The sequence below is a fragment of the Sulfurimonas sp. hsl 1-7 genome (assembly GCF_030577135.1).
Lineage (GTDB): Bacteria > Campylobacterota > Campylobacteria > Campylobacterales > Sulfurimonadaceae > Sulfurimonas > Sulfurimonas microaerophilus.
This window is the reverse complement of the sequence record NZ_JAUIRR010000005.1, coordinates 91,692-108,253: the sequence shown is the minus strand read 5'-3', so window position 1 is coordinate 108,253 and position 16,562 is coordinate 91,692. Positions and strand designations below refer to the sequence as shown.

Annotated in this window: 17 protein-coding genes; 5 read left to right on the top strand and 12 right to left on the bottom strand. The window is 36.0% G+C overall.

The features are described 5' to 3' along the window. Positions 1-2: 2 nt before the first annotated feature. The 5 genes from QWY88_RS10365 to QWY88_RS10345 all read right to left on the bottom strand — a co-directional run bounded on the left by QWY88_RS10365 (position 3) and on the right by QWY88_RS10345 (position 4,213). The gene (locus QWY88_RS10365; protein ID WP_304546320.1) at positions 3-596 is read right to left on the bottom strand and encodes a LemA family protein; all 594 of its coding nucleotides are present in this window, start codon (positions 594-596) and stop codon (positions 3-5) included. Between the two features lie 67 nt (positions 597-663). After that, a complete protein-coding gene (locus QWY88_RS10360) occupies positions 664-1,794 on the bottom strand; it encodes an MFS transporter (RefSeq protein ID WP_304546319.1) in 1,131 nt (376 codons plus the stop codon). Further along, the gene (locus QWY88_RS10355; RefSeq protein ID WP_304546318.1) at positions 1,791-2,618 is read right to left on the bottom strand and encodes a tyrosine-type recombinase/integrase; all 828 of its coding nucleotides are present in this window, start codon (positions 2,616-2,618) and stop codon (positions 1,791-1,793) included. Before QWY88_RS10355 ends, QWY88_RS10360 begins: the two co-directional genes overlap by 4 nt. Further along, entirely contained in the window at positions 2,619-3,614 is a 996-nt protein-coding gene (locus QWY88_RS10350; RefSeq protein WP_304546317.1) for a hypothetical protein, read from the bottom strand. 2 nt (positions 3,615-3,616) lie between these two features. Then, entirely contained in the window at positions 3,617-4,213 is a 597-nt protein-coding gene (locus QWY88_RS10345; RefSeq protein ID WP_304546316.1) for a hypothetical protein, read from the bottom strand. A gap of 127 nt (positions 4,214-4,340) precedes the next feature. On the opposite strand from QWY88_RS10345, the gene gatC reads away from it, so the two are divergent. The 4 genes from gatC (at position 4,341) to QWY88_RS10325 (ending at position 7,405) form a co-directional block, all read left to right on the top strand. Next, positions 4,341-4,631 (top strand): Asp-tRNA(Asn)/Glu-tRNA(Gln) amidotransferase subunit GatC, encoded by a 291-nt coding sequence (gene gatC, locus QWY88_RS10340; protein WP_304546315.1) that lies wholly within the window; start codon positions 4,341-4,343, stop codon positions 4,629-4,631. Between the two features lie 2 nt (positions 4,632-4,633). Beyond that, positions 4,634-4,975, top strand: a complete 342-nt coding sequence (locus QWY88_RS10335; protein WP_304546314.1) for an arsenate reductase family protein — start codon at positions 4,634-4,636, stop codon at positions 4,973-4,975. After that, entirely contained in the window at positions 4,972-6,075 is a 1,104-nt protein-coding gene (locus QWY88_RS10330; RefSeq protein ID WP_304546313.1) for a type IV pilus twitching motility protein PilT, read from the top strand. Before QWY88_RS10335 ends, QWY88_RS10330 begins: the two co-directional genes overlap by 4 nt. A 103-nt stretch (positions 6,076-6,178) precedes the next feature. Next, the gene (locus QWY88_RS10325; protein ID WP_304546312.1) at positions 6,179-7,405 is read left to right on the top strand and encodes an HD-GYP domain-containing protein; all 1,227 of its coding nucleotides are present in this window, start codon (positions 6,179-6,181) and stop codon (positions 7,403-7,405) included. A gap of 7 nt (positions 7,406-7,412) precedes the next feature. Here the strand turns inward: QWY88_RS10325 and cysQ are convergent, their stop codons facing one another. The 6 genes from cysQ to QWY88_RS10295 are packed head-to-tail and all read right to left on the bottom strand — an operon-like array spanning position 7,413 to position 14,097. Further along, positions 7,413-8,171, bottom strand: a complete 759-nt coding sequence (gene cysQ, locus QWY88_RS10320; RefSeq protein ID WP_304546311.1) for a 3'(2'),5'-bisphosphate nucleotidase CysQ — start codon at positions 8,169-8,171, stop codon at positions 7,413-7,415. Continuing rightward, on the bottom strand, positions 8,164-9,156 hold the full coding sequence (locus QWY88_RS10315) for an SAM-dependent methyltransferase (RefSeq protein WP_304546310.1): 993 nt from the start codon (positions 9,154-9,156) through the stop codon (positions 8,164-8,166). The genes cysQ and QWY88_RS10315 overlap by 8 nt, the downstream gene beginning before the upstream one ends. Further along, entirely contained in the window at positions 9,157-10,386 is a 1,230-nt protein-coding gene (locus tag QWY88_RS10310; protein ID WP_304546309.1) for a TolC family protein, read from the bottom strand. Then, positions 10,343-11,524, bottom strand: coding sequence for an aspartate aminotransferase family protein (locus QWY88_RS10305; protein ID WP_304546308.1), 1,182 nt, complete (start codon positions 11,522-11,524; stop codon positions 10,343-10,345). Before QWY88_RS10305 ends, QWY88_RS10310 begins: the two co-directional genes overlap by 44 nt. A gap of 31 nt (positions 11,525-11,555) precedes the next feature. Beyond that, positions 11,556-13,298, bottom strand: a complete 1,743-nt coding sequence (locus tag QWY88_RS10300; RefSeq protein ID WP_304546307.1) for a molybdopterin-dependent oxidoreductase — start codon at positions 13,296-13,298, stop codon at positions 11,556-11,558. 1 nt (position 13,299) lies between these two features. Further along, complete coding sequence (locus QWY88_RS10295) at positions 13,300-14,097, bottom strand: efflux RND transporter periplasmic adaptor subunit (RefSeq protein WP_304546306.1); 798 nt, start codon at positions 14,095-14,097, stop codon at positions 13,300-13,302. A 113-nt stretch (positions 14,098-14,210) separates the two neighbouring features. Here QWY88_RS10295 and QWY88_RS10290 point away from each other — a divergent pair, with 113 nt between their 5' ends. Continuing rightward, on the top strand, positions 14,211-15,164 hold the full coding sequence (locus QWY88_RS10290; protein ID WP_304546305.1) for a chemotaxis protein: 954 nt from the start codon (positions 14,211-14,213) through the stop codon (positions 15,162-15,164). Between the two features lie 65 nt (positions 15,165-15,229). On the opposite strand, the gene QWY88_RS10285 is transcribed toward QWY88_RS10290, so the two are convergent. Beyond that, entirely contained in the window at positions 15,230-16,558 is a 1,329-nt protein-coding gene (locus tag QWY88_RS10285; protein ID WP_304546304.1) for a sodium ion-translocating decarboxylase subunit beta, read from the bottom strand. Between the last annotated feature and the right edge of the window lie 4 nt (positions 16,559-16,562).

Genomic DNA, 16,562 nt, shown 5'->3' with positions numbered 1-16,562 from the left:
GCTTAAAACTCCACTTTTGGGACAGCTTGCTCCTGTGGTGTGGCACTAAAATTCTCTTTCACATTTGCTTCAGGATAAAAAATGGAAGCGACCCATTTTCCCGGAAATGTTCGAAGCTCAAGATTATACTTCTGAACAGCTGCAATATAGTCTCTTCTCGCTACAGATATACGGTTCTCAGTCCCTTCAAGTTGTGACTGGAGTGCCTGAAAGTTTTTATCTGCTTTAAGCTCGGGATAGCGTTCCACTACTAACATAAGACGCGAAAGTGCAGAACTTAGAGCTCCTTGATTTTTTTCAAACATTGCAAATGCCTGTGGATTGTTTAACATCTCGGGGGAGAGTTGCATCTGTCCCACCTTTGCTCTTGCTTCCGTAACCTGAGTCAGTACCTCTTTTTCATGAGATGCATATCCTTTCACCGTTGCAACCAGATTCGGCACTAAGTCTGCACGGCGTTTATACTGATTGTCCACCTGTGCCCACGCAGCTTTTACACCCTCATCGAGTGTAGGAACCTTATTGATATGTGTTGCGATCACAATCGCTACTAGTACGACGATTACACCTAAAATACCTAAGAATATCTTTTGCATAGAAAACTTCCTTATTTATAATTGCTACAATCTTACCACAATTAAAATAAACATTTTAAGTTTATATCTATTTATAACTCTTTACAAACAATATAAGAGCCGTTAAAAGAGCTACAAGCGACACTATAAAAAAGAGTCCTTGAATCCCGTAGGCTAACACTATGGGTTCAAATAACAATGGGGAGGAAAACTGCCCCAAGAAAAAACTCGATGTTAACATCCCTGAAGCTTTTCCTCTTTTATGCGGCGGTACTTTAGAGAGAAACCAGGCATTAGTATTCACAAGTAAAAGCCCAAAAGCCATCCCAAGAGGAGCAGTAGAGAAAAAGAGCTCTGCTATACTCTCTGCCTGAGAGACAATAAATAAACCCGTACTAAAAAGTATAAATGTTGCCATATAGATCTGGATATAAGAAAATTTTGCTTTGATCCTTGCATACTGCATAGCAGTAAGTGCATTAAAGGTCATTGCCGTTGCTATTACGAATCCTACGGTTTGCGGTTTGCCTCCTAAGATATTTACTATCAAGTACGGTAATTGTGTCGGAAGCATATAAAACAGTACCATCACAAAAAATGCAGTGAGATACACAGGAAAAAGCTTTGTCGAGACATTCAGGTCTTCATCAAGCTGCAGATGTTTTTTCGGCTCATATAATGAACTTAAAAGCAATGGGAAAAAGAGTATGGGGATCAAGTAAATAGCAAAAGGATACGACCAGTGAATTTGTGCCAGCAATCCCCCTAAAGAGATAAAAACTATGCCTCCTAGGGCTACTGCCATCCCCTGCTTTGCCATGAACTTATGTCGTACTTCTTCACTGAAATAATCTCCTATCAGTGCCGTTGAGCTCGTCATTATAAGTGCAACTGCCACGCCAAGAAGTGCACGACCGATGAGGATTACATAAAAATCATGCAGGTAAAATCCGGAACTTCCACCTATTATAAAAAGTACAATCCCTGCGTATAGAGGCTTTAAACGTCCAAACTTATCTACGATATATCCGGCAAACGGGGCAAAAATAGCAATCATCATAGATGGAATAGTAAGCATCAGCTTTGATAAAAATTCAATATGTTCTATATTTGAAAATTTATGTGCAATTAACGGTAAGGATGAGACTACCGTAATACCGGACATAATCCCGAGCATGGCAATCAATAGCAAGGATATTTGTATCTTTATTTTATTCATAAATTCTCTTTTGCCATCGGATGACATACATCGACGGTATCTTTAAGATCTTGCTTTTGTATATGGGTATAGATCTGTGTCGTTAGAAGCGAGGAGTGTCCAAGGAGTTCCTGCACTACTCTAATGTCGGCTCCTCCACGTATTAAAGAGGTGGCATAGGAGTGTCTAAGTACATGGGGTGATACGCCAAGATACTTCTGTGTGATCTTAAAAGCGGAAATTCTGCTTAGTTTTGTCCCTTTATAGTTACACCATATAAAATCTTTCTCAAATGCCAATGCTTCAAGATATTCCATTATAGCATCTTTGGCTACTTGAGCAAGCGGAACGATTCTCTCTTTTTGCCCTTTAGCATGGCGAATGTAGAGCCATTCCCCGTCTATATCTCCTAACGAGAGTTCTAAACACTCCGAAATCCTCGCCCCGCTTGCATATAAAAAAAGGATTAAAGCATAATCACGTTTGCCTATCCATGTAGTTCTATCAATCATTGAAAGTCCGTTTTGTATCGCTTCATACGATAAAAACTTTGGAAGCAGTTTAGGAATTTTTGCCGATTTGATCTTTGTTTTTTCTGCTAAAAAATCCTCTTTGTAACAAAAATCAAAAAAAGCATTGATAGAAGAGAGTTTTCGGTTAAGAGTTCGTTTGTTTTTATATTCTGCAAGGAGAGAAAGAATTGTTGGGGTATCTAAAGAGATAAGCGGCTTTTGGAACTTCTCTTCAAGCTGTAGAAGGTCACCCTTGTATGCCTCGACACTCTTTTTAGAGAGTGTTTTGGTTACAAGGATATATTCTAAAAAAGCTTCAAGTTCCTTAGACATCTATTTGATTGATATTTTTGTATCATCCACATAAAAAACTTTATCGCCTACAAAAACGAACCCGTCACTAAAGTCGCTTTTATATATTTTATACTCAAAAGTTTTTTTGTCAATTTCTATGAGATACTCCTCTTTTTCAAGAAGATATATCTTTTCGTCATCGCTTATCATTCCAAGAATGTGAGCAAACGGAAGCTTGATTTTATTAACAACCTCAAGCTCAGGAGTAAGAGAGATAATATCACCCTGCTTTGTTGCTACATAAAGCATTTTTCCGTCATCTATAATAGTTCTTATCTCATACTTTTGACGTATCTCTTTTTGTGCAAGTGAAAGAATCTTTGTACCTGTAGCTGCAATAATTTTATTATCAATCATATTAAAATAGATTACATTGTTAAACTTATCTTGCGACGACACGATTACCGTACGTAAACGTTTTTTCGCCGTAATATTGATGATCACGATTTTACCGTCAAGCGTTGAAAAGATAACAAGGTCTTTCATAAAGTAAGGATTTACTATCTTCATATCAACCGCTAACGATTTAGAACCCTGCTCTTTTAATACTAATGCTTGAGAGTCAATATCATACAAAGCCATATCATTGTTTGCAAAAAGTACCGCTAAGATATTATCTTTTATACTTGCCGCTGCAATTGTATTTTTCAGATCGATACTTTTTGTAATATTACTATCGTTTTTAGATGTTAGAGTTACATTCCCGTCAATTGATGCAGAGATGATCCAACCGTCACTCTCAGATATTACTCTTTTATCTTCATCAATAGCAATATCTATAATACTATCTCTATCTAGAACTTTACGATTATCTAAAAGAGCAACATTATAAGCTCTATCTACTAGTTCAGATTCTATACTACTCTCTTTATCCCAGTCAGCTTCTACAGATTTCGGCTCATATACCTCTTTTGTACTACATCCGCTTAAAAGAATAGTTAAAGTAGTAATAGTAAAAAATATATAGTTTTTCAAAACTATTTAACTCCGTAGTGCATTAATGATTTTGCAACATTTGCTAAAGGTGAATCTGACGAGATCATACTTAGATTTGCATGAGCTTCATCAATCTTACCTTCATTCATAGCAATTAGTGCTAATTCAACCAGTGCTAATTCTTTATAAATCACATCTTTTTGTTTAGCATATTTTTCTAAAAGTTTTTTATCACCTTTTAGTTGTGCAGCTTCGTACGTTGAAAGATCCCCTATAAGTAATGCTTTTGAGTCTGTTAGTTTTGAGAATTCTTCCGCACTCTCTTTTGCTACTGCTTGAGAGTAAGCCCACACATCATGTAGTTCAGGACTTAATGATTGAAGTCTTGCAAGTGTCGCAGTGTTAGAGCTATCTGCTTGTAACTCTTTTAATGTCTCATTTGCTGCACTAATAGTGTTTTGTTTATTTACATCATAAGCGATATCCGCTGCTACAATTAAAACTATAGCGATTACAGAACCTATAAGTGGTTTTTTGTATTTTTTTACAAATCTTTCTGTTACGACAGCTTTTTCAAAGAACTTCTCTTCAGAGTTCAGTTCCTCTTTAACCATGTCAATATTATCTTTTAAACTCAAAAATCATCCCTTTATTTCGAAAGTATAGAATATTATCGCATAGTTTGTTAAACTTTTCTCAAACAAGTTCAAATAAATTAAGTTTTCTATGTTAAAATTTAAAAAAATATACATGTCAGGAATTTTAATGCAAGTTGATGATAAATTATTAAGTAGATTAGAAAAGTTATCTTATTTAAAAGTTTCAGAGGATAAACGTGCTGAAATTGTAGAGCAATTATCTGAAATCGTAAGTTTTGTTGATAATTTAAGTGAACTAGATACCGCTGGAATCGAGTCAACTTTTGCTATGAATGACAATGCAACTCCTTTAAGAGAAGATGTACCATCTTGCGATACTAATATAAATGATGATATACTGCGTCATGCACCAGATGCATCTGAACATTTCTTTATAGTACCTAAAATTATCGAGTAGTCATGATCAGAGTCTATGGTATAAAAAATTGTGATAGTGTCAAAAAAGCTTTATCGTTTTTCAAAAAAAACGATCTTGCCTATGAACTATACGACTTTAAAACACAAGAATTACCATGCCAGAAGATAGATGAATGGCTCCAAAAAGTAAGTATGAAAGAACTTTTTAACTCAAGAAGTACTACATACAGAAACTTAAAACTCAAAGAACTCAATCTGGATGAAGCCGGACAAAAAGAGTGGTTATGCAAAGAAAACCTTCTTATAAAAAGACCAGTAGTTGAGTTTAACGGTGAAGTAATTGTTGGTTTTAACGAAGAAAATTATAAAAGGAGTTTTCTATGAGTGAAGAGTTACAAGATCAAAGTGCCCAAGCAGGTAAAAAGTTAGATATTAAAAAACTTTTAAAAAGTGTTATGGCGTTTAAATCATCTGATTTACACCTTGTTGTTGGTAGTGAACCACAAATTAGGATAGATAAAGAGTTAAGAGCTCTTAATCTCCCTGTTCTTAGTGATACCGACATTGAAGAGATGGCTTATTCTCTTATAGAAGACAAACAGAAAAAAGATTTTGAAGAGAACAACGAACTTGACTTCTCTTTTGAACTTAAAGATATCGGACGTTTCCGTGCGAACTACTACCGTACTATCTATGGTATAGGTTGTGCATTTCGTATGATTCCTATTGAGATCCCTACACTTGAAGAGTATGGGAATCCCCCAATTTTTAAAGAGCTTGTTAAAAAAGAGAAAGGTCTTATCCTTGTAACAGGTCCTACAGGTTCAGGTAAATCAACTACACTTGCTTCAATGTTACACGAGATTAATCTCAATGAAAGACGTCACATTATCACAATTGAAGACCCGGTTGAGTTTGTTCATACAAACATTAAGTCCCTCTTTTCACAAAGGGATGTTGGAAGTTGTACAAGATCATTCGCTACAGCACTGAAGTATGCTCTGCGTCAAGACCCGGATGTTATCCTGATCGGGGAGATGAGGGATGCTGAAACAATCGGTGCAGCGCTAACAGCCGCTGAAACCGGTCACTTGGTTTTTGGTACACTTCACACAAACTCTGCACCTGGTACAATTAACCGTATTATCGACGTTTTTGACGGTGAGGAACAAGCACAAGTTAGAGCACAGCTCTCTTCATCACTCGTTGCTGTTATCTCACAGACACTTATCCCTAGAGTAGGTGGCGGTAAAGTAGCTACACAAGAGGTTATGATCTCTAATCCTGCGATCGCAAACTTGATTCGTGAAGACAAAGTACACCAAATCTACTCACAAATGCAGTTAAACCAAGGGGAAACTGCTATGACGACTCAAACACAACAGCTGCTTGAACTTTTACAGAAAAAAGTTATCTCTAAAGAGAATGCACTGAAAAACTCAAACAGACCTGATGAGTTAATGAAAGTTATTGCAAACCTCTAAAAACTCCCCTCTTTTTTATTATGAAACTCATCTGAGTTTCATAATTTAATCTACATAATTTTTTCTTATTTACCATTAAGTTTAGACGAGATACAATAGTCCTATGAACTACCAATTAAACTTAAGAGAAGTGACATATGCACTCTCAACTGCCTTGGATTTTGTAGGTATTGATGATACTTTTCATGGGAAAAGAGTTGCCTATATGGCAGCAGAGATTCTCAAAGAACTTCATTGGCCACAAGAAAAGATTGATGATGTCATCTGTGCATCCATGCTCCATGACTGCGGTGTTTCCTCTACAGATGTGCATTCACACCTTGTAACTGAGCTAGATTGGGATAACTCCCAAGTACATGCAAAGCGCGGAGAACAGCTTTTAAACAGTGTAGATATCTATGCAAAATATGCGACTTTTATACGTTATCATCATACCCACTGGGACAAGATGCCTGACTCACTTTCTCAAGAGGAGAAAGATATTGCAAACCTGATATATATGGTTGATAGAGTTGACGCTTTAAATGCCCAACAAAAAGATTCTGATACTTTATCTGTTCAAACAATCAAAGATACTATTACAAAATACAGCGGTACTATGTTCTCTCCGGAATTTGTAGAAGTATTTTTGCATATCTCTGAGCGCTCTTCTTTTTGGTTTTATTTTGAAGAGGATGCACTAGATGAGTATTTTATTGAGTGGATTGAAAACGGGGAAGAGCGTACATTCTCTTTTTTAGAAGTGAAGAAGCTTGCATTAATGTTTGCAGCCGTTGTTGATGCGAAAAGTGAATTTACATCATCCCATTCGGTGAGTGTCAGTAATCTTGCACGTTATCTGGCTGAGGAGATGAACCTCTCTTTAGAAGTGTGCGAAAAGATAGAGATAGCCGGATTGTTGCACGATCTTGGAAAACTGCGTGTTGATGATTCAATTTTAAATAAACCCTCCAAACTTGATTACAATGAACGTCTAAAAATGAACAGACATGGGTTTGATTCTTATATTATTTTACGCAGAGTGCAAGGTTTTAAAGAGATAGCTTATTTGGCATCCATGCATCATGAAACACTAGACTCACAAGGATATCCGTATAATTTTGAAGCAAAAGATATCCCAATAGAAGCACGTATTATTACATCAGCCGATATCTATCAGGCACTTATACAAAATAGACCATATCGCGAAGGATTAAGTAAAGAGGAAGCCTTAAATATAGTTACTTCAATGACAGAAGCGGGTAAACTCGATCATAGGATTACAAACCTTATCGCAAACAATCTGGACACCTGCTATGAAAAAGCTATGATAAAGTATGAGATACTATAAAGGTTCACTACTCTTTAACAATAAACCAAGGGTTTAATAAATCTTCTTTATTATAGATAAGAGGGTTTGTTGAGCCAAACTGATATATCATTTTTCCGGCTTCTCTTAAAATGATATCAGCTGCAGCAGTATCCCATTCACTTGTAGCTCCTAACTTTGGATAGATATCTGCTTCACCTGCAGCTATCATACAAAGTTTTAATGAGCTCCCTACAGCTTTTTGTTCTATTTTTTTTGTATCGAAAGTTTGAATAAATTTTTTTGTTTCTTCTGATAAATGAGACCTTGAAGTTAAAACAATCAGTTTATCCTCTGGATTATGGTTAATCTTTAATGGAAGTTTTTCCCCGTTTTTAAAAGCGCCTTCATCTTTTTTTGCCCAATAAAGCTCCTCTTTGACGGGTGCATAAACAACACCTAAAACTGGAGTACCTTTGTGAATCAGCGCAATATTCACTGTAAATTCACCGTTTTTCTTGATAAATTCCTTGGTACCGTCTATTGGATCTATACACCAATAATACTCCCACGTTTTTCTTATCTCGTACGGAGCATCTTGAGTCTCTTCACTCATTATCGGTATATTCGGATAGAGTTTTTCCAAGCGAGAGCAGATGATATCATTTGCTTTGAGATCAGCTTCGGTAAGCGGAGAGTTATCCTCTTTGTACTCTATGGCAAAATCTTGCACATAGATCTCCATAATAGCGTCCCCTGCTTCTAAAGCCAATGTTTTGATAGCTTCTATATCTATAGTATTAAGCATTTTTCCTAAACTTAATCATCTTAAATCTCTCACCCATTAAATTTGGCATAATAAGCATTTTTACTTTTTCAAGCTCTTGTTTGTAGATCTTCTCATCTGCATTTTCCCGTAACATCTCCAAGAGCTCTAAGATCCCCATATCAACAAGTGAGACCATTTGCGGGACACACGTTATGAACTTAACACCGGCCTCTTCATAAGCATCTTTTACATGTTCAAAAGTTACGTCGTAAGTGATATCTGAAGTTCCAAAAAGTGTTTCTCTGTCTAGATCATCTTCAAAGAACGGAAACACTTCATGTTTTGCATAGATTCGAAGTGAAAAATCAGGACGCGCCTGCAATTCTCCGTAGTCAAAACTCATAAATTCAAAACGCTCGGCTGCAGAAGCCATCTCTTTAGCAAATTCTTCGTAACCGACTGCTATTTCGCCTTTTTCTTTATGGTATTTCTTCGCTTTTTCACTTACCCATTCATCTTCTACGTCAAAATTGATCTGATGTCCGTCAACACGTGCAGTATGCCCTTTAAAGTAAAGTTCGCAAGGAAACGCATCAAAGATCTCATTTGCGATAAAAAAAGCACTTTTTACCTTCATCTCGCTCAAAGATTTATAGTGTGTCAACTGCACTACATCGCCGAAACTCTCAGCAAAGTATTCTCTTTGTTGTCTTTGAAGGTCATCAAATCTTTCAATTATAACAAAGTTCAGACTTGAAAGCAGTTCAGGTCTGAGCGTATATAAAAACTCACACACATCGGCTAAAAAATAGCCATGGTGCGCACCAATCTCACATACTGAACCATCTTTGTCTAAAAAACCTTCATCAACCAAAGAGATGATATGTTTGGCTATTGTTCCGCCGAAAAATTTACTCGCACTTACAGCCGTGTAAAAATCACCCTCTTTCCCAATATTTTTATACGTAGCGTAGTAACCATCTTCACCGTAAAGCCACTCACCCATATACTCGCTAAATTTCATCTACTCTCCGTTATTTACGTACATCTCATATAGTGTTAACAGTTCTAACTGTTTATCAATATCGTATATTTTTGCATCTATTTTTTGGATCTCTAAAGAGTTTTGCAAATTTTCTACATCGTATTGCGTTTTATACCCTGCATCATATAAATCTTTAGTATCTTCTAACAACTTGGCATAAAGTTCTATATTCTCTTGACTCAAAGAGATCTTCTTATCAAGGTTTTCAATATTGTGTAAAACCTGTTCAAAAAGCTTTGCAAGTTCAAGTTTTTTATCCTCTTGAACAACTTGCGACTTCAGATAATCAAGTTTGATAGATTCTATATCGTTAAACATATTGATATCTAATGGCATTGACGCACTTACACCATAGTCGTAATAATCAATCTCTCGGGAGCTATCTCTTAAATCCCCAGCTATAAAAAACTGTTGCCCTTCACTTTTTTGCCATGTATATCCGGCTGTAAAATTCACTTTTGGGAGATATTTTGCAATAGTTACGTTCTTATAATATCTATCTTTTTCTATCTGTGACTGAGTCTGTTTTAAAACAATATTGTTTTTTAAGAACTCATCCTCTTTTATGAACTCTAAATGGGGGATAGTAGCTTCTTGATAATCAAGATCACTCAGTACCTGAAACTGTGTTACCAATGTCTCTTTTGCATTTTGTATATCAAAGAGTGCTTGTTTTACGACATTTCTCTGAATGATAGCATCATCTAAAAAGCCTGAATCAAGTCTTCCGCTTAAATACTCTTCCCTTCTTTGTTCAAGGTTTATATCTGCATTTTTTATCTGTAAAACTTGACGTTCCTCTTGAAGATCTGATTTTTTCAACTGCATTAAAATTGAGACAGTATCTTTAATCATTTTTCGTTTTGCTACATCGATCGAATAATTATTATATAATCTCATAGCATTGGCATATCTGATCCCGTAATAGATCCCACCGCTTTGAAAAATCGGTTGAGTCATCTTAATAGCAGCATTTTGATTAGTCTGTTCTACAACATTGGGATTACTTTTAGAGTAACTATAAGTTAACTGAATAGGTGCGATCCATGTATCGCGCAGTTTTGAACTCTCTTGACCATTTTTTTCATAATCATATTCAAACTGCTTCTTTTTTAGATCAGACAGGTAGGTATCTAAAGAGGCATTATTCTCATTTGCCAGTAAGCTAGAGCTTACTAACAGCAGACTCAAGAGCTTTAAAGCCTTCATCTATTTCCTCTTTCGTGATCGTTAACGGTGGTAAAAATCTTAGTGTATTACGTCCCGCTTTTAAAACCATCACACCATTTTCTTGTCCATTTTTAATAATTGCAGCCAAGGTATCAGAATCTTTAGCGCGTAGACCACACATCATTCCAAGTCCTACTTTTGCAGTAAAGAGGTCTGTATGATTATTGTAAAATTTCTCTAATGCCTCGTCAAAATATGTGATCCCTTCAGATAAAGCACCGCTTGCATCATATTCATTTAAAATATCAAGTACTTCGCAAATCGCAGTCGTACTTAAAAAGTTTCCACCGAAAGTTGAACCGTGATCGCCCGGATTGAAAATATCTTTTTTAGTTGTCATCACAACACCGACAGGGACACCGCCGCCTACACCTTTTGCTAAAGTAACAACATCAGGTTCAATCTCATACAGATTCGATGCCAAGAACTTTCCTGTTCTATATACACCTGTTTGTACTTCATCTACAATAAGTAAAATATCTTTAGATTTTAACAGTTTTTCAAGTGCTTGTACTTTCTCTTTATCTTGAGGCTGTACACCGCCTTCACCTTGAACAAGTTCTATCATAACCGCAACAGTATGATCATCAAGTAAAGATTCCACTTCATCGATATCTTTAGCATACACAAACCCATCAGGAAACGGTCCAAAGTAGTTATGCATAGACTCTTGACCCGTTGCTTTTACCGTAGTAATCGTTCTTCCATGGAATGAATGATCAAGAGTAATGATTTTATAACGTTTAGGTACCCCATCTTTTTCACCGTATTTTCTAGCGATCTTAATAGCACCTTCATTTGCTTCTGCACCGCTGTTTCCAAAGAAACATTTCATATCATAGCCGCTGGCTTCAACTATTTTTTGAGCAGCGATCGCTTGCGGAGCAGTATAATATAGGTTTGACATATGTATTAACTTTTTAGTCTGTTCACACAGTGCATTAGTCAGTCTTTCATTACCATGCCCGACACTCACAACTGCAATACCGGAAGTAAAGTCTATGTACTCTTTACCGTTAGCATCAGTAAGTCTTGCATTTTTACCGCTCACGAACTCAACATCTGCTCTTGCATAAGTTGGTAAAACATATTTTTGATCTAATTGTTGTATATTCATAATTTATCCAATAATTTTTATAAGATTATAACTAAAAATCTCTTACGATTGAAACCATATTTTCTTGAAAAATAGCACTTTTACCTTCAATAGAGTGTCTTGAAGATGTAAGATTGTTCACTCCGGGTGTCCCGCTATAGATTAAAACAGTATCGTCTCGAAGATCATCTGAGTTCTTCACCTCTAGTACCACTTCACCGTTTTGAGAAACTATTTTCACACGTTCCCCATCCTTTATCTGATGAGAGCTGTTGAGATAGACATAGTGTTCCCTGTTAAACTGAGAATTTAAACTATGTGCACTTTTTGAAGTTATAAGATGAAAACTCTCCTCCGTAGCCTCTTGTAAAACATCAAACTCTTCAAGAAATAAAAACTCTCCGTCATCTGTATCAAAACCATCTTGATAAGGGATAGCATCTCTGTTTTCCACCTCAAAGACTCCATTCATCTTCACAACGCCGAAGCTTTTAAAATGTTCTAAATACTCTTGCTCGCTTTTTAAATCTATCTCAAAAGAATCACACAAATATTTTGCCAAATCATACTCGCTGATCCCTACATCACCCTCTATTTGTTTATTCATCACTGAAAGTGTATTGTGTCCGTATGAGGCACGGATATCATCTTTTTCCAAGAACGTCTTTGCAGGAATTACCAAATCTGCACGCTCACTTGTTTCATTTTCATAAAGGCCAAAGTAAACAACGTTTTTCGTATGGTAGATACTATTTTTTACACGAGAGCTATCGGGCATCTGTGCAAGGGGATTTGCCCCTTGAATAAAAACAGACTCAAACTCATCAAATGGAGTATTAACTTTTGAAACCTTTTTTGAATGAGTATTAAAAGGGCTATCTATCCCCTCTTTTGAATCCCCAAGGTATGCTACACCGCATCCCTCTTTTCCAAATAAACCCAGAGTTACGGCAAACGCATCGATAGCACGCATAATATCTGCACCGTCAGAGTACTTTTGTATCCCTACTCCACAGACAATTGCTACCTTTTTATTTTGTAAGAGCTCTAATACAGCTCCAATGTCACCAAGAGAAAGACCCATGGTATCAAGTGTCGCTTTTATACGGATACCTTGTGTCAGTTCATAATAATCTTCAAATTCACTTGCATACTCCGCTAAATACGCTTCATCAAAAGAGCCCTCTATATGTAAAAAACGTGTTAAGAGCATTGCAAAATAGAGATCAGTATGCGGCTTGAGTTGCACGTGATAATCTGCCGTTTTTGCGATCTGTGTTTTTACAGGATCGATAACAATAATTTTTTTATCTTTTATGAGCGGTAAAAGATGCGAAGATGTCACATGAGGATTTCTCCCCCAGAAAATGATGACATCAGATTTTTCTATCTCTGAATAAGGCATATTTTTATTACTGCCGCGTCCTTCAAGTATACCGGCTTCACCTGCACCGTCACATAAACTGCCGTCTGTTAAGATATTGTCGTTTGAGGCAAAAAAATGGGATGTCACATCCTGCATTAAACCGAAGTTTCCATGCCCTTTGTAATGAAGCATCTGATGTTTTGGAGTTTGTTCTACTATTTCTTTGAGCTTTTGAAGTGCTTTTTCCAAACTTATCACTTCACCCTTATACCTTGGCGCAGTGATACGTTCAAAATTCTTATAATGGTTTAAGTGCGGGCATAAGAATCCTTGTGTATGTCCATTTGACACACCTTTTAAAACACCATCTTTGTAAACCACTTCACATGCATCATAACAATCAAGTGGACACGCCGTATGTTCTGTCATATTACTTCTCTTTCAATTCTATTTTTACGAGTTTAGAAAAAATCTTTGGAGGATTAATTACAATCTGTACTAAATATTTTGAGATATTTTTCTCATCTGCAATAGATAATATTCTTGTAGGTTTATAAACTGTTTTATCTCCGTCAATATAGACAACTTTATCTTTTAAGTTTATAAGTTCATCTTCCGTTACATAGATACTAAGTAAACCTTTAGATGTATCTGCGATTTTTGCCAGTGCCATTCCAGGTGCAACAACTTGCCCAACTTTAACATCGATTGAGTAAAGTACTAACCCTTTATTGCGTAAGTTTTTATCTTGAATGATTTTTTCAAGCTGTTTTTGACGCAGGTTTAAATCTGCTAATTGAATCTTAAGATTTTTGATCTCTTTTTTTGTCGATAATGCCAAGTTTCTACTTGTTACAAGATTATAAAATTCATTGTCTTTTTCAATTTTAGACTTGATCTTTAACGCTGCAACTTTTTTATAGTTCAACTCTTTTTTTTCTAATGAAAGATTGAGATTTTCTAAAATTTCCTGATTCACTTTAATCGTCTCTTCAATAAAAGTGATCTTCTGTTTTACATCGCTTAACTCATCTTTATCCAACATGTCATCAATTTTAATATATATATCTTTAGTTAATTTTTTTCCAATCATATTTTCGGCTATATCCAACACCTCACCCGATACGTTTGAACTAATCGTTCTCATCTCGTAAGGCTCTACTTTTGAATAATAAACTTGAGAGTATGCTAATGTACTTAAAAATACTAATAATGAAAATAATTTCATATCTTTTTATCCTTCGTAAAAACTAAACTAATTTTAACATGAGATTGTTAATTCAAGCATATTTCATATTTATTTTGGTACTATTTATCCATCTTTAATAAATGGGGAAATGAATGGCTTTTTTAGATAAAGTAGATGCCGCTACAAATCTTGCCAAGAACAATGAATTACAACTGCTTGTCTTTAGAATAAGCGAGAGTGACGATTCGGCGTACTATGCAATTAATGTATTTAAAACGAGAGAAGTTGTAGAGTCAAAAAATCATTTTTTGACGCAAATTCCTTCTTCTCATCCACTACTCGAAGGCACTATTATCTTACGTGGGTTACAGATCCCTCTACTTAATCTACCAAAATGGTTAGGTGTAAATCTTTCTAAAGAGGAAGTGGAAAAATCTGATATTCTTATCTGTGACTTCAATGGAGTTATTATCGGTTTACGCATTATGTATGCATACAGAGTTATTAAGAAAAACTGGAATGAGATGCATGCACCAGATAGTTACCGTCTTAAAGATGACGGTGTCGTGATCAATGACACAAGATTAGAAGACGGTAGTTTATGTTTAGTGCTTGATTATGAAAAACTTTTAGCTGATGTTATTCCTCAAGCACTAGTTGATATTGACAAAGACACAGCAATGCTAAAAGATATTGTCTTACCTCAAAAACTAAAAGAGGGAACTGTCCTTGTTGCAGAAGATTCAAAAACTGCACAAAAACATTTAATACAAATATTTAAAAATGCTCATATCAATATGATACTTTTTGATAACGGGAAAAAACTTGTTGAACACTTAGATACTTTAGATGCTGATGGAATTGAAAAAATTACTGCAGTTATTACAGATATCGAGATGCCGGAAATGTCTGGTTTTACGGTGACTAAACTTTTAAAACTAAATCCTCTTACAAGAAATATTCCTATTATTGTCAATAGTTCTATGACGGGAGAAAACAATAGACGTGAGGCTGAATCTTTAGGTGCAGACGGTTTCATCGATAAGACTAAAAGTCATAATATCATACCGTTAATTGCAAATTTAATGAATGAAAACGTGAAATAATTTTTTGTAGAAAAGAGAGAAATATTTCAGATACAGAAAAGCTCTGTATCTGATAATCTCAACTATTATTGAAATAGTGAGATTAAAACACCGGCAGCAACAGCTGAACCGATAACACCTGCAACGTTTGGACCCATTGCATGCATTAGAAGCATGTTTGTTCTGTCATACTCCATACCAACTTTATTTGATACACGAGCTGCCATTGGAACTGCTGAAACTCCAGCTGAACCGATTAATGGATTGATCTTATGTCCAGGGAATAAGTTCATGATTTTCGCCATAATAACACCTGCTGCAGTACCTACAGAGAATGCAACGATACCAAGAGCCATAATGAACATAGTTTCAGGAACTAAGAACTGATCTGCTGCTAGTTTAGAACCAACACCAAGACCTAAGAAAATAGTTGTAATGTTGATAAGAGCATTTTGTAATGTGTCATTTAAACGCTCAACAACACCTGATTCTTTTAAGAAGTTACCAAACATAAACGCACCGATAAGTGGTGTAGATTCCGGTAAAACTAAAATAGCAAGAACTAAAACTAAAATCGGGAACACTAGTTTCTCTAAACGAGAAACGTGACGAAGTGTTGACATTTTGATCTTACGCTCTTTTTCGTTTGTTAACGCTTTCATAATCGGAGGCTGGATAATAGGTACCATAGCCATATAACTATATGAAGCAACTGCGATTGCACCTAAAAGTTCAGGTGAAAGTTTCGTAGCAATAAAGATCGATGTCGGACCATCCGCTCCACCAATAATAGAGATAGCCGAAGCTTGTTTTAACGTAAAGTCAACTAAGCCCATATCAGCAAGTACTACTGCACCAACAAGTGTTCCAAAGATACCAAACTGTGCAGCACCACCAAGTAGAGCTGTTTTAGGGTTTGATAAAAGTGGACCGAAGTCAGTCATTGCACCAACACCCATAAAGATGATGATCGGGAACATTTCGTTTGAAAGACCCATGTGGTAGATAACACCTAAGAATCCATGCTCACCTGCAATTCCTGCAACTGGAATATTAGCAAGAAGACCACCAAACGCGATTGGTAAAAGAAGTAACGGTTCAAACCCTTTAGCAATTGCTAACCAAAACAGTAAAAATACCACTAAGATCATGATCACACGACCAAGACCTTTATGGAAGTCACTCATTTTTTCACCTGTAGCACTAAGCTCATCCGGATCCGGGTTTACAAGTGCAACAATACCTGTTGACTTTAAAAAACCTGTAATCATTTCACCAAAAGGTTTTGACTCGTAAGTCTCTTCCTGATGTGCAGAAGTGTTACTTGCTACTGCTCCATGCTCAGATGCCATAGCAGTAGTGCTAAAAGCAAATAGCATTGTAAAAGCTAGAAGTTTAAGTACAATTTTTTTCATATTA